We start from the raw sequence: 13,641 nt of genomic DNA on the forward strand, positions 1-13,641 counted from the left end.
CACCCGGCAGCCGATGGGTTTGGTGGGGGGCGGGCGTTAGATAATGTAACGAGCACCATGAACCTCGTCAGCCTCAACATCGAATCGATCCAGCTCGGCCAGCCGCTGCCTTTTGTGCTGCGCGGCGCCGACGGCACCCTGCTGGCACAGAAGGGGTACATCATCCGCACCCGCGAAGAGCTGGCCAAGATGGTGTCCCGGGGCCGCCAGCTGTGCGTGGACACCGACGAGTCCGGCGGCAGCCACCGCGCCTACCTGGCGCAACTGCAGCGCATGCTGAACGCCGACACCAACCTGGGCGAGATCGCGGCGATGAAGATGACGGCGGCCGAGGACTCGGCCGCGCGCGCCCGCGGCGGCCGGCTGCTGCCCGACTGGCCCGAGCTGCAGCTGCGGGCCACGCAGCTGCTGCGGTCGCCGTCGGCCACGGACTTCGGCGGCCGGTTCCAGGCCCTGCACGACGAGCTATCGCGCCACTGCGAGCAGACGCCGGACGCGACGCTGCTGGCCATGATCTACCTGTCGGCGCAGGAAACCCACATGTACAGCGGCACCCATTCGATGCTGGTGAGCTGCGTGTGCATGGTGGTCGCGCGCGAGATGCTGCGCTGGCCCGAAGTGCGCGTGCAGCAGCTGGGCCAGGCGGCGCTGAGCATGAACATCGCGATGACCGAGCTGCAGGACCAGCTCGCCCAGCAGACCCACCCGCTCACCGCCGAACAGATCTCTGCGGTGGAGGACCACGCGGCGCGTTCCGAGGCCCTGCTGCGCAGCCTGGGCGTGTCCGACCCGCTGTGGCTGGAGGCGGTGCGCTGCCACCACCACCGCACCCCCGGCCCCCTGGCCAAGAAGACCGAAGCCCAGCAGATGGCGCGCCTGCTGCAGCGCGCCGACATCTTCGGCGCGCGCATGGCGCCGCGTGCGGCCCGCCCGCCCATGCCGGCCACCGCCGCCATGCAGGCGAGCTACTACGACGAGGAGCACCAGGTCGACGAAGCCGGCGCGGCCCTCGTCAAGACCCTGGGCGTGTACCCCCCCGGTGCCTTCGTGCGCCTGGCCAGCCAGGAGGTGGGCGTCGTCATCCGCCGCGGCGCCACGGCCACCACGCCCAAGGTGGCCGTGGTGACCAACCGCGAAGGCATGCCCACGGGCGAGCCCATTCCCCGCGACACCGGCATGCCACCCTGGAAGGTCACGGGCGTGGTGGCCTTCAAGGATGTGCGGGTCAAGCTCTCGCTCGACCGGCTGCTGAGCCTGGGCTGACCCGCCGGCGCCGACGGACGGACAGATACACCTGCGGCCTGCGCCATCGGCCAGCGCCCCTCGTGCTCATGCGGTGCGGCGCCGGTACGCCGCGGTGCGCGGCGCCCTCTCCACAGACTTTGATCCCCTTGCGGCATGGTGGCCGCATCCATGGGGTCGGCTGCTGCGTACATGATGCAGGTGCCGCGTGATCCACACCGATTCCGGGATCCGCACCAAGACGTAACCAATCGGTATAAATAAAAACTCATGTGGACAAAAAATAATGGAGCGGTTAAATTGGCCGCACCGACCTGTGCTGGAAGTCCTATGACCACCTTTTTGCTACGACCCGTCCCTGCCGCCGCCCTGGTGCTGGCCGCTGCCTTCGGGCCCGGGGCCTGGGCCCAGCCAGCGGCGCAGCCGGTGCCCGGTGCGGCTGCAGCGGCGGCGCCGGCCGCCTGTCCCGCCACGCTGCAGCACACCTTCCTGCGCCTGCAGGACGAAAAGCCGCAATCCCTGTGCCAGTACAGCGGCAAGGTCGTGCTCGTGGTCAACACCGCCAGCTTCTGCGGATTCACCGGCCAGTACAAGGGGCTTGAAGAGCTCTATGCGCGCTACAAGGACAAGGGCCTCGTCGTGCTGGGCTTCCCGTCCAACGACTTCTCGCAGGAGTCCGGCAGCAACCAGCAGATCGCGGACTTCTGCGAAAGCACCTTCGGCGTGAAATTCCCCATGTTCGCCAAGAGCAGCGTGAAGGGCGCCGAGGCCTCGCCGCTGTTTCGCCAACTGGCCCAGCTCTCGGGCACCGCCCCGCGCTGGAACTTCCACAAATATCTGCTGGGCCGCGACGGCAAGCTGGTCGACCAGTACTCCAGCCTGACCGCGCCCGACAACCAGGGCCTAGTGCGCGCCATCGAGCAGCAACTGGCGGTTGCCCCCGCACGGTGATTGACATGCTTTCTTTACGTTTCTTTAAAAAAAACCTGTCCGAAGGCTGGAACTTCGGCGGGACAGCCCCACTCTATTTCTTGCGCAACACGATTGCGCGACGTACAGTTTTAGTGTTGCGAAGCCTTTCGGGCCCCCGGGTTCCGACTGACCTCCTGGAGCGCTTCTCCTCCCTCCCTCTCTTATTCGTTTCGGGACGCTTCGCAACCTTTTTATTCCGTGACCCGGCCAGAGGGAGCCGGCCATGAAAATCGCCATCATCGGCTCCGGCATCTCCGGGCTGGCTGTCGCGCACCAGCTGCGCGGGCATGCGGACATCACCCTCTTCGAGGCCGGCGACTACTTCGGCGGCCACACCCACACGGTGGACGTGACGCTGCCCGATGCCTGGGGCAACCCGGTCACGCACGGCGTGGACACGGGCTTTCTGGTCTTCAACGAGCGCACCTACCCGGGCTTGATCCGCCTGCTGGCCGAGCTGGGGGTCGAGACCTCCAAGTCCGACATGTCGTTCTCGGTGCAGGTGCCCGGCGCGCTGCGCGGGCGCACGCTCGAGTGGAGCGGCACCGACCTGTCCACCGTGTTCGCGCAGCGGTCCAACCTGCTGAACCCGCGCTTTTGGGGCATGCTGCGCGACCTGCTGCGCTTCAACCAGCTGTGCACCGGCATCGCACAGGCCAATGCCGAGGCCGCGATGACGCAGCCGCTGGGCGACTTCCTGAAGGAGCACCGCTTTGGCGATGCGTTCCGCGACTGGTACTTCCTGCCGATGCTCGGCTGCATCTGGAGCTGCCCGACCGACCAGATGCTGAAGTTCCCCGTGGCCACCATGATCCGGTTCTGCCACAACCACGGCCTGATCCAGGTGAGCCAGCGGCCGCAGTGGTGGACGGTGTCGGGCGGTGCCTGGCACTACGTGGAGAAAATCGTGGCGGGCATTGCCGACAAGCGCCTGTCCACCCCCGTGCGCCGTGTGGAGCGCGACGCAGCCGGCGTGCGCGTGGTCACCGACCGGCACACCGAGCACTTCGACAAGGTCGTGCTGGCCACGCATTCGGACCAGTCGCTTGCGCTGCTGGCCGAGCCCAGCGCGCAGGAGCGTGCGGTGCTGGGCGCCATCCGCTACCAGGCCAACCGCGCCGTGCTGCACACCGACGCGGCCGTGCTGCCAGGCCTGCGCAGCGCCTGGGCCGCCTGGAACTACGAGCGCGCCGCCGAGGGCCACCGCGAGTCGGCCCGCGTGTGCCTGCACTACCTCATCAACCAGCTGCAGCCCGTGCCGTTCGCGCAGCCCGTGGTCGTGTCGCTCAACCCGCTGCGCGAGATCGCGCCGGAGCATGTGATCGGCAGCTACGACTACGCCCACCCCGTGTTCGACCTCGCGGCCATCCAGGCCCAGCGCGGCGTGGCCCAGCTGCAGGGCCAGGCCCACACCTGGTTCTGCGGCGCCTGGACGGGCTACGGCTTCCACGAAGACGGCCTGCAGTCGGGCCTGGCGGTGGCCGAGCAGCTGCGCGCCACCCTGCCCACCGCGTGGGCGAAGGCCGCCTGATGACCACGCCGGGCGCTGCCGCACCCCTGATCGGCTTCGGCCAGGTGCGCCACACCCGGCTGCGCCCGCAGCGGCACGCGTTCGCCTACCCCACGTTCTTCCTGATGCTGCCGCTGCGCAGCCTGGCGGGCGGGGCCGGCGCGGCTGCGGGCGCACCCGGCCCGCTCGCGGTCAACCGCCGGGGCCTCATCAGCTTTCACGATGCCGACCACGGCGACGGCCGCAGTGCCGCGCAGGGCGGTGCGCTCGCCTGGGTGCAGGAGCTGCTGCGCGCCGAGGGCATCGCAGACGCGGACGGCGAGGTCTGGCTGCACTGCTACCCGCGCGTGCTGGGCTACACCTTCAAGCCCGTGAGTTTCTGGTACTGCCACCGCGCCGACGGCAGCCTGCGCGCCATCGTGGTCGAGGTCAACAACACCTTCGGCGAGCGCCACTGCTACCTGCTCGATGCGCCGCGCTACGGCGTGGAGCTTGCAGCGCGCAAGGTGTTCCACGTGTCGCCGTTCTGCGAGGTGAGCGGCGGCTACCGGTTCCGCTTCATGCGCACCCTGGCCGCAGGGGCCGGAGCGCCCGCCGACACCGATTCCGTTGCCGCGGGCCGCACCGTGGTGCGCATCGACTACGACGACGCGGCCGGCCCGCTGCTGCAGACCAGCGTGAGCGGCACCCTGCACCCCATCACCGACAAGACGCTGCGCCAGGCCCTGTGGGGCTACCCGGCCATGACGCTGGCCGTGATCGCCCGCATCCACTGGCAGGCGCTGCAGCTGTGGCTCAAGCGCGTGCGCTTTCACAGCAAGCCCGCAGCGCCGGCCTCCACCGTGACCCGCTGAACTGCTGAAACGTTGACCACCGAACCATCGAATCGCCGGCCCTTGGAACGCACCCACCGCAAACCGCACGAGATGACCGCCATGAACACCTCCAGCACCACCGCCCGCCGCCCGGCCATCGACCTGCCCCAGGGCACGCCCGCCGCCGCCCGCACGGCCCTGAAGCTCTTGCAGCGGCTGCAGCACGGCAGCCTGACGGTGCAGCTGCCCGACGGCACGCTGCAGCACTTCGGCCACGGGGGCGGGCCCACCGCCGCCATCACGCTCAAGAACTGGAACGTGTGCAGCGCCGCGCTCAAGTCCGGCGACATCGGCTTTGCCGAGAGCTACATCGCCGGCGACTGGACCACGCCGCACCTCACCGACCTGCTCAAGGTCTTCATCGCCAACCGCCAGCAGGTCGAAGGCGTGATCTACGGCACCTGGGCCGGGCGGCTGCTGTACCGCATCAAGCACCTGCTCAACCGCAACACCCGCGCCAACAGCCAGAAGAACATCCACGCCCACTACGACCTGGGCAACGCGTTCTACCAGCTGTGGCTGGACGACACCATGAACTACTCGTCCGCCTGGTTCGAGGGCCAGGCCGGCGGCGACATGCGCGCGGCCCAGCACGCCAAGGTGCGCCGCGCGCTGCGCATGGCCGGCGTGCAGCCCGGCGACCGCGTGCTGGAGATCGGCTGCGGCTGGGGGGCGCTGGCCGAGATGGCGGTGACCGAGTTCGACGCGTCGGTGACCGGCGTGACGCTGTCGACCGAGCAACTGGCCTTCGCCCAGGACCGCATGGCGCAATGCGACCGCGCGCAGCAGGCCGACCTGCGGCTGCAGGACTACCGCGACATCACCGACGGCCCGTACGACGCCGTGTGCTCCATCGAGATGATCGAGGCCGTGGGCCGCGAGTACTGGCCCACATACTTCCAGGCGGTGCAGCGCCTGCTCAAGCCCGGCGGCCGTGCCTGCGTGCAGAGCATCGTCATCGACGACAGCCTGTTTGCGCGCTACATCAGCTCCACCGACTTCATCCAGCAGTACATCTTCCCGGGCGGCTGCCTGCCCTGCCCGCGCGAGTTCCGCCGCGAGGCGGAGGCCGCCGGCCTGCGCGTGGTCGACGAATTCGCGTTCGGGCAGGACTACGCCGAGACGCTCAAGCGCTGGCGCGAGCGCTTCCTGGCCCAGCGCACGCAGATCCTGCAGCTCGGGTTCGACCAGCGCTTCATGCACATCTGGGAGTTCTACCTGGCCTACTGCGAAGCCGCCTTTGCGATGGGCAACATCGACCTGGTGCAGTACACGCTGGTCAAGGACTGACCGGCCAGCCCCGGAGGCACACCGATGAACGCTATTAAAAACATAGCTATTGCCGCTTTCCTGGCAAGCGGTACGGCCATTTTTTATGCGCAACCCCTGTTCGCGCTGGAAGCCGAGGCGGCCGGCCCGCTGTCTGGCGCCCGCCTGGTGGGCCAGGGCACGTTGAGCTTTCTGGGGTTCGATGTGTACCGTGCGCGCCTGTGGGCCGCGCCCGGGTTCGACGCCAGCGACTACGCCGCCCACCCGCTGGCGCTGGAGCTGACCTACCACCGCGGCTTCTCGGCCGATGCCATCGCCAAGCGCTCGCTCGACGAGATGCGCCGTGTGGGCAGCTTCACCCCCGAGCAGGCCGCGCGCTGGCAGCAGGCGCTGCAGGCCGCACTGCCGGACGTCAAGCCCGGCGACCGCCTGCTGGGCGTCTACCAGCCCGGTGCGGGCGCGGTGTTCCGCATGGGCGGGCGGGTGGTGGGCGAGGTGCCTGACGCCGAGTTCGCGCGCCTGTTCTTCGGCATCTGGCTGTCGCCCAAGACGTCGGAGCCGGCGCTGCGCCAGGCACTCATCGCCTCGCCCCGCAACGCAGGGTCGCCCCCGTGACCCCGCAGGCCCTGCAGTCGCCGCTGCGCTCCGGGCAGGGCCTGGCGTATGGCCTGCTGGGCCTGCCGCTCGCGTTCGTCGCGCTGCCGCTGTACGTGCTGCTGCCCAACCACTATGCGCGCGAGTTCGGCATGCCGCTGGCCACGCTGGGCGGGCTGCTGCTGGCGGCGCGGCTGCTCGATGCCGTGTCCGACCCGCTGCTGGGGCGGCTCTCCGACCACCTGTTCGGCCGCTCCGCGCGCGCCGTGCTGGCGGTGGGCGCCGTGTCGGCGGTCGTGATGGCGCTGGGGCTCACGGGGCTGTTCTTTCCGCCGGTGCAGGGGGCGCCTGCGCTCACCGCCTGGGCGTTTGCGGCACTGGTGGTGACCTACCTGGCCTACAGCCAGCTGGGCATCGCGCACCAGTCGTGGGGCGCGCGCCTGGGTGGGGACGAGCTGCAGCGCAGCCGCATCGTAGCCTGGCGCGAAGGCGCGGCCCTGGTGGGCGTGGTGCTGGCCTCGCTGCTGCCCGCGCTGGCGGGGCTGCCGGCCATGCTGGGCGTGTTCGCGCTGGCGCTGAGCCTGGGCTGGTGGGCCTGGAGCCGGGCGCCCCGGCCGGCCACCCACGCCGCTGCGGCGTGGCAGCCGGCGCACGCAGCACCACAGCCCGCGCTGTGGCGCCCGTGGCAGCGCCCGGCGTTTCGGCGCCTGCTGGCCGTGTTCGTGCTCAACGGCATTGCCAGCGCCATCCCGGCCACGCTGGTGCTGTTCTTCATCCAGGACCTGCTGCAGGCCCCGCCCGCGCAGGAGCCCCTGTTCCTGGGCATCTATTTCGTGTGCGCCGCGGTGTCGATACCGCTGTGGCTGCGCGCCGTGGCGCGCTTCGGGCTGGCACGCACCTGGCTGGCGGGCATGCTGCTGGCCATCGCGGCGTTCAGCGGCACGGCGCTGCTGGGCGCGGGCGATGTGTGGCCGTTTGCGCTGGTGTGCGCGCTCTCGGGCGTGGCGCTGGGCACCGACCTGGCCCTGCCCAGTGCGCTGCTGGCCGGCGTGATCGCGGCCGAAGGCGACAGCGGCCGCCACGAGGGCGCGTACTTCGGCTGGTGGAACCTGGCCACCAAGCTCAATCTGGCCCTGGCCGCGGGCCTGGCGCTGCCGCTGCTCGGCGCGCTGGGCTACGCGCCCGGCACCCGCAGCGAGGCCGGCCTGCAGACCCTGAGCCTGGCCTACGCAGTCCTGCCCTGCGCGCTCAAGCTGATGGCCGCCGTGGCCCTGTATGCCCTGATCCTGCGCCGCCTCCCGGCGGGCGCAGCCCTTCCCCTGCGAGGTACCCCATGACACTGAACCGACGCCACCTCCTCGCCGCCGCCGCGGCCGCCGCCAGCCCCGTGCTGCTGGCGGGCTGCGCCAGCCAGAACCTCGAGGGCTACGCCAGCGAAAAGCCGGTGCTCGACCTGGCCCGCTACTTCAACGGCACCATCGACGCCCACGGCATCTTCCAGGACCGCAGCGGGCAGATCGTCCGCCGCTTCACCGTGGTCATGGTCTGCACCTGGACGGGCGACCAGGGCGTGCTGGACGAGGCCTTCACCTATTCGGACGGCACCACGCAGCGGCGCGTCTGGCGCCTCACGCGGCTTGCGGACGGGCGCTACACCGGCACGGCGGACGACGTGATCGGCGAGGCGAAAGGCCAGACGCGCGGCAACGCCTTCCGCTGGAACTACACGCTGGCCCTGCCCGTGGACGGCAAGGTCTACCACGTGGACCTGGACGACTGGATGTACCTCATGGACGACCGCGTCATGCTCAACCGCGCCACCATGAGCAAGTTCGGCGTGCGCCTGGGTGAGATCACTTTGTCCTTCACCAAGCGCGCGCCATGAGCCTGAACCCGCCCCAGCGCGACTGGCACGGCCGCCGCGCCTGGCTCATCGGCGCCTCCACCGGCATCGGCCGGGCCACGGCGTCGGCCCTGCATGCGCGGGGTGCGCGCGTGGTGGTCTCGGCCCGCGATGGCCAGGCGCTGCAGGAGTTCGTGCGCGAGCACCCCGGCAGCGAGGCCTGGCCCCTGGACGTGGCCGCGCCCGAGCAGGTGCAGGAGGTGGCCGCGCAGGTGCTGGCCGGCGGCGCAGTGGACCTGGTGTGCTACTGCGCAGGCACCTACCGCGAGATGCGCGCCACCGAGTTCGACCTGGCCGACATGCTGCGCCACCAGCAGACCAACTACACCGGCGTGCTGCACGTGCTGGGCGCCGTGCTGCCGGCCATGCTGGCCGCCGCCGCACGCGGCCAGCCCGGGCACCTGAGCGTCATCAGCAGCGTGGCGGGCTTTCGGGGCCTGCCCAAGAGCCTGGCCTACGGGCCCACCAAGGCCGCGCTGATCAACCTGGCGGAGGCGCTGTACCTGGACCTGCACGACCTGGGGATCGGCGTGAGCGTGATCAACCCCGGGTTCGTGTCCACGCCGCTCACCGCGGGCAACGACTTTCGCATGCCCGCACTCATCACGCCCGACGCGGCGGCCGCGGCCATCCTGCAGGGGTGGGGAGAGGGCCAGTTCGACATCCACTTCCCCAAGCGCTTTACGCGCGTGATGAAGGCGCTGCGGCTGCTGCCGTATGGTTGCTATTTTCCGGCGGTGCGCCGCTTCACGGGACTATGACCACCAGTTTCTCGCCCCCTCCACCGCCCGTCCCCACCGGCGGCGCGCCCGCGGCAACGCCCGAGGCCGTGGCCCGCGTCGTGGCGTTCTTCGAGCAGCTGTCCCCCGCCGATGTCGCGCACATCGGCCGCCTGTACGCACCGGCTGCGCGGTTCAAGGACCCGTTCAACGATGTGCAGGGCGTGCCCGCCATCCAGGGCATCTTCGAGCACATGTTCACGTCGCTGCAGGCGCCGCGCTTCGTCGTCACCGGCCAGGTGGTGCAGGGCGACCAGTGCTTTCTCACATGGGACTTCGTGTTCGCGTTCCGCAATTTCCACCAGGGCGTGCAGCAGACGGTGCGGGGCGCGTCGCACCTGGTGTTCGACAGCCGGGGGCTGGTCACGCTGCACCGCGACTACTGGGATGCGGCCGAAGAGCTGTACGAGAAGCTGCCCGTGGTGGGTGGGCTGATGCGCTGGCTCAAGCGGCGCGCGAACAGCTGATGGCTTCCGCTTGCAACAACACCCATCGTTCACCGTTCGCGCAGTGCCAGCCCGCACGCAGCGCAGGGCTTGGGCAGGCTCAGCCCGAACGGCCGGGGGTGAATGGCCCCATGCAGACCCCCTTGCACGGCCGGGGCTGATAGCGGTCAGCCCCGCGCCCGCAGCCGCGAATGGCCGGGCAGCGGCACCGCGCGCTGCAGCACGCCTTCGGCCAGCCACACCGCGCTGTCCCACGCACGCTGCGCCACGAAGGGCAGCGGCAGCTGCTGGTAGTCGTCGTTGAAGACCTCGAAGCTGTAGTCGCCCTGGTAGCCCATGCCGTCGAGCGCGCGCACCAGTTCGGCCAGCGCCTGGCTGTGCACGCCCTCGCCGGGGAACACCCGAAAGTGCCGCGCTGTGTCGATGCGCTCCTGCACCGTGCGCGTCTCCTGCCACATGAAGTCCGACAGCTGCACCAGGTAGATCTTCTCCGGGTCCACGTCGCTCAATGCCGACAGCGGCGTGCTGGTGGCGAACTGGTGGTACGAGTCGATGGCCAGGCCCAGGTTGGGACAGTCGGCCTGCTCGACCGCGGCCCAGGCCTGGTGCACCTCGTTGATGTGCCGGCCCCACGACAGGCCCTCGAACGCGATGCGGATGCCGTGCGGCAGCGCCAGCATCGCGAGTTTGCGCAGGTCGCGCGCAATCGCGTCGGCGTCGGCCGTGGCGTGCGACGAGGTGGAGCTGCAGGCCAGCAGCACCGGCGCACCCAGGTCGCGCGCCATCAGGATCATCTGCTTGGCGATGTCCACCTTGTAGCTGTGCAGGTGGCCCGACAGGCCCTCGAAGTCGCGCAGCACCTGAAAACCCGTGACGCGCAGCCCGCTGCTGCGCACCGCGTGCACGGCGGCCTCGATGCCCTCGGGGTGGCCCACGATGTCGCGGGCGGCCAGCATGATCTGTCCGAAGCCTGCGGCCTGGATGGCGGCGAGCTTGGCCTCCAGCGGGCCGGCCAGGCTGATGGTGTCCATGCCGAAATCGGCGACGTTGCGTTGCATGGTGGATGTGCGCATGGCGGCTCGGCTCCGGTGCGGGGTCAGCGCTGGTCCAGCACCAGCTCGAAGCTGGGGGCGCCGGCTTCGGCCCGCGTGAGCGCGCCGCGTGACTCGGTGTGCACGCCGGTGGGCGACTCCACGAAGTCCACACCGCGTGCGCGCAGCGCATTCACGGTGGCCAGCACGTCGGGCGTGCCGAAGGCCACGCGCTGCAGCAGCTCCTCGGGGTCGGCATCGAGCGCGTCCACCAGCGGCTCGATGAGCTGCCAGTGCAGCGTGCCGCAGGGGCTCGCCAGGATGCGGCCGTGCGTGAGCACGCCAAACGACGTGTCGGGCGACAGCTCGGCAAAGCCGAACAGCTCGCCGTAGAAATGCGCCCAGTCCTGCGCGCGGCCCAGGCCGATGTACTGCACCACGCCGAACAGGTGCAGGCCCTGCATCGCGGGCGACAGGCCAGACGGTGGTGGCTGCACCGTGGGGATGGACACGAAGTCCACGTCGTAGATCGAAAAATCCTTCCAGCGGTCCACGAAGTAGATGCGGCTGGCGCCCACGCCGTGAATGGCGGGGATGTTCAGTTCCATCACCTCGACCTCGGTGTGGACGGCCCACGCGCCCAGCGCGAGCACGCGGCGGTAGGCCGCGGCGGCATTGCCCACGCGGAACGCCACGGCGGTGAGCACCGGGTGCTCGGTCAGCGCTGCGGGTGCGTGCACGCCGGTGCGCTCCTCGTCCTGGTGCGCGTTCACGATGATGTTCATGTCCCCCTGGCGGTACAGCAGCACCTCGCGCGAGCGGTGGCGCGCAACGGGCTGAAAGCCCATGCGTTCGAGGGCCTGGCCCAGCGCCTGCGGGCGGATGGTGGCGTATTCGATGAACTCGACGCCCTGCAGGCCCAGGGGGTTGGGCATGTCGCCCAGCGCTTCGCGGGCGGCCATCATCGGGGTGCTCATGGGTTCAACTCCTTGTGTTGTGCCGCGCGCGCAGGGGCGTCAGCGGGCGGTGACGAGGCGGCGGAAATGCGCGTCCATGCGCGCAGCGTCGGGGGCTTCGCCGGTGAACAGCTCGAACGCGCCCACGGCCTGGCCCACGGCCATGCCGCCGCCGTCCGACACGCGGCAGCCCAGGGCCCGTGCGGCCTGCACCAGCGCGGTGTCGAGCGGGAAGTACACCACCTCGGACACCCACATCGCGGGGCGCAGCAGGCCCACGTCCAGCGGCAGGCCGGGCAGCTTGTCCATGCCCGTGGGCGTGGCGTGGATGAGCCCGCTGGCACTGGCCATGGCGGTGGGCAGGTCCGCAGCCTGGGCGCGTGCGCCATACAGGGCGTTCACATCGGCGGCCAGCTGCGCCGCACGTTCGGGCTGGGCATCGACGATGCTCAGGCGCTGCGCGCCCAGGCGCAGCACGGCGTGGGCAATGGCAGCGCCTGCGCCGCCCGCGCCCAGCAGCACCACGTGCGACAGGTCGGCCTGGGGCAGTGCGCGGGTGAACCCCCACGCCCAGCCCGAGCCATCGGTGTTGTGCCCCACCAATTGGCCATCGCGGATCACGACTGTATTGACCGCGCCCATGGCCTGGGCCTCTTCGGAGAGGCTGTCCAGGTACGGGATCACGGCCTGTTTGCAGGGGTAGGTGACGTTGCAGCCCGCGTAGCCCATGATGCGCGCGGCGGACAGCAGCGTGGGCAGCTGTGCGGCCGACGAGGCCGAGCGGTCCAGGTCGATGAGCTGGTAGTGCAGGCGCATGCCGTGGTGGCGCGCCTCTTCTTCATGCAGCGCGGGGGACAGCGACTTCTGGATGCCGGCACCGATCAGTCCGATCAGTACCTTGCGGGGGCTCAGGGGCGGCATGGCAGTCTTTGCGGGAGCGGTCGGGGGATCGGAGAGCAGGGTGCTCATGGGGATAGGCTTGGGTGCGCTGCGCCAGCGCGCAGCGCACGGGGTGGAGGTAGCGTTACTTGGTACCGCGCAGCTTGGCCAGCGTCGCATAGACCTCTTTCACGGTCTCGGCGCCCACCTTTTCGCTGTGCTTCTCGACCACGGGCTTGACCTTGGCGCGCAGCTTGTCGAGCTCTGCAGCGGGGAACTCGGTGACCTGCATGCCGGCCTTCTTGAGGTCTTCGAGCGCCACGTTGGCCTGCACGCGCGAGACGCCGCGCTGGAACGTGGTGGCCTCGGCCATGGCTTCGGTCACGGCCTTCTGGTCCGCGGGGCTCAGGCTGTCCCAGAACTTCTTGCTCACGATGACGGCCTGCGGGTTGTACATGTGGCGCGTGATGGTGAGGTACTTCTGCACCTCGGCGAACTTGGACGACAGGATGGTGGAGACCGGGTTCTCCTGGCCGTCCACGGCCTTTTGCTCCATGGCGGTGTAGAGCTCGGGGAAGGGCATGGGCACGGCGTTGGCGCCCAGCGCGTTGAACATGTCGATGTAGATCGGCGACTGGATCACGCGGATCTTCAGGCCCGCGATGTCCTCGGCCTTGGTGATCGGGCGCTTGCTGTTGGTCACGTTGCGAAAGCCCAGCTCCCAGTAGCCCAGGCCCACCAGGTTCTTGGCCTGCAGTTTGTCGAGCAGCTTCTTGCCGAAGGGGCCGTCGGTCACGGCATCGGCTTCTTGCGGCGAGGCGAACAGGAACGGGAAGTCATAGATGCCGAACTCCTTGGCCTGGGCCGACAGGATGCCGGCGTTGAGCACCGTCATCTCCACCGTGCCGCCTTGCAGGGCCGAGACGGTCTGCAGGTCGCCGCCCAGCGTTCCGCCGGGGAACAGCTTCACGGCGATGCGGTTGTTGGTCTTGGCCGCGACGAGGTCGGCGAACTTCTGTGCGCCCTGCGCCTGCGGGTGGTCCTTCTGGTTCTGGAACGCGAACTTGATCGTGCGCTCCTGCGCGTGCACGGCGGGCAGCAGCGATGCGGCGACGAGGGCGGTGGCCAGCAGGGTCTTCAAGAGTTTCATGGATGTCTCCTTGGGTTTTTGGGCGGTGCAGAAAC

14 protein-coding genes are annotated in these 13,641 nt (G+C 69.8%); 10 read left to right on the forward strand and 4 right to left on the reverse strand.

Annotated elements, in window-relative coordinates; genetic code table 11:
• Positions 1-57: 57 nt before the first annotated feature.
• The 10 genes from ASG27_RS02780 to ASG27_RS02825 all read left to right on the forward strand — a co-directional run bounded on the left by ASG27_RS02780 (position 58) and on the right by ASG27_RS02825 (position 9,611).
• Positions 58-1,263: an HD-GYP domain-containing protein gene (locus ASG27_RS02780; protein WP_056411150.1), complete on the forward strand. Its 1,206-nt coding sequence runs from the start codon at positions 58-60 to the stop codon at positions 1,261-1,263.
• Between the two features lie 309 nt (positions 1,264-1,572).
• Complete coding sequence (locus ASG27_RS02785) at positions 1,573-2,193, forward strand: glutathione peroxidase (protein WP_082485721.1); 621 nt, start codon at positions 1,573-1,575, stop codon at positions 2,191-2,193.
• 244 nt (positions 2,194-2,437) lie between these two features.
• Positions 2,438-3,745, forward strand: a complete 1,308-nt coding sequence (locus ASG27_RS02790) for an NAD(P)/FAD-dependent oxidoreductase (RefSeq protein ID WP_056411152.1) — start codon at positions 2,438-2,440, stop codon at positions 3,743-3,745.
• On the forward strand, positions 3,745-4,578 hold the full coding sequence (locus ASG27_RS02795) for a DUF1365 domain-containing protein (protein WP_056411634.1): 834 nt from the start codon (positions 3,745-3,747) through the stop codon (positions 4,576-4,578). Before ASG27_RS02790 ends, ASG27_RS02795 begins: the two co-directional genes overlap by 1 nt.
• Before the next feature lie 81 nt (positions 4,579-4,659).
• Positions 4,660-5,889 carry an SAM-dependent methyltransferase gene (locus ASG27_RS02800; RefSeq protein ID WP_056411636.1) on the forward strand — a complete coding sequence of 410 codons (1,230 nt, stop codon included), beginning with the start codon at positions 4,660-4,662 and terminating at the stop codon, positions 5,887-5,889.
• A gap of 24 nt (positions 5,890-5,913) precedes the next feature.
• Positions 5,914-6,483: a chalcone isomerase family protein gene (locus ASG27_RS02805; RefSeq protein ID WP_082485722.1), complete on the forward strand. Its 570-nt coding sequence runs from the start codon at positions 5,914-5,916 to the stop codon at positions 6,481-6,483.
• Positions 6,480-7,799 carry an MFS transporter gene (locus ASG27_RS02810; protein ID WP_056411154.1) on the forward strand — a complete coding sequence of 440 codons (1,320 nt, stop codon included), beginning with the start codon at positions 6,480-6,482 and terminating at the stop codon, positions 7,797-7,799. The genes ASG27_RS02805 and ASG27_RS02810 overlap by 4 nt, the downstream gene beginning before the upstream one ends.
• Positions 7,796-8,347 (forward strand): DUF3833 domain-containing protein, encoded by a 552-nt coding sequence (locus tag ASG27_RS02815; protein ID WP_436127961.1) that lies wholly within the window; start codon positions 7,796-7,798, stop codon positions 8,345-8,347. The genes ASG27_RS02810 and ASG27_RS02815 overlap by 4 nt, the downstream gene beginning before the upstream one ends.
• A complete protein-coding gene (locus ASG27_RS02820) occupies positions 8,344-9,126 on the forward strand; it encodes an SDR family NAD(P)-dependent oxidoreductase (protein ID WP_056411156.1) in 783 nt (260 codons plus the stop codon). Before ASG27_RS02815 ends, ASG27_RS02820 begins: the two co-directional genes overlap by 4 nt.
• Complete coding sequence (locus ASG27_RS02825; RefSeq protein WP_082485723.1) at positions 9,123-9,611, forward strand: nuclear transport factor 2 family protein; 489 nt, start codon at positions 9,123-9,125, stop codon at positions 9,609-9,611. Before ASG27_RS02820 ends, ASG27_RS02825 begins: the two co-directional genes overlap by 4 nt.
• Positions 9,612-9,757: 146 nt before the next feature.
• Here ASG27_RS02825 and ASG27_RS02830 read toward each other — a convergent pair whose 3' ends face one another.
• Genes ASG27_RS02830 through ASG27_RS02845 form a run of 4 tightly spaced genes read right to left on the reverse strand, consistent with a single transcriptional unit; the run spans position 9,758 to position 13,606 of the window.
• The gene (locus ASG27_RS02830) at positions 9,758-10,663 is read right to left on the reverse strand and encodes a sugar phosphate isomerase/epimerase family protein (RefSeq protein ID WP_056411157.1); all 906 of its coding nucleotides are present in this window, start codon (positions 10,661-10,663) and stop codon (positions 9,758-9,760) included.
• Between the two features lie 23 nt (positions 10,664-10,686).
• On the reverse strand, positions 10,687-11,598 hold the full coding sequence (locus ASG27_RS02835) for a 4-hydroxyphenylpyruvate dioxygenase (protein WP_056411159.1): 912 nt from the start codon (positions 11,596-11,598) through the stop codon (positions 10,687-10,689).
• A gap of 39 nt (positions 11,599-11,637) precedes the next feature.
• A complete protein-coding gene (locus ASG27_RS02840; RefSeq protein ID WP_056411161.1) occupies positions 11,638-12,546 on the reverse strand; it encodes a shikimate dehydrogenase in 909 nt (302 codons plus the stop codon).
• A gap of 55 nt (positions 12,547-12,601) precedes the next feature.
• Complete coding sequence (locus tag ASG27_RS02845) at positions 12,602-13,606, reverse strand: TRAP transporter substrate-binding protein (protein WP_056411163.1); 1,005 nt, start codon at positions 13,604-13,606, stop codon at positions 12,602-12,604.
• Positions 13,607-13,641 lie beyond the last annotated feature (35 nt).

The sequence above is a fragment of the Acidovorax sp. Leaf191 genome (genome assembly GCF_001424425.1).
In the GTDB taxonomy this organism is placed as follows: Bacteria; Pseudomonadota; Gammaproteobacteria; order Burkholderiales; family Burkholderiaceae_C; genus Acidovorax.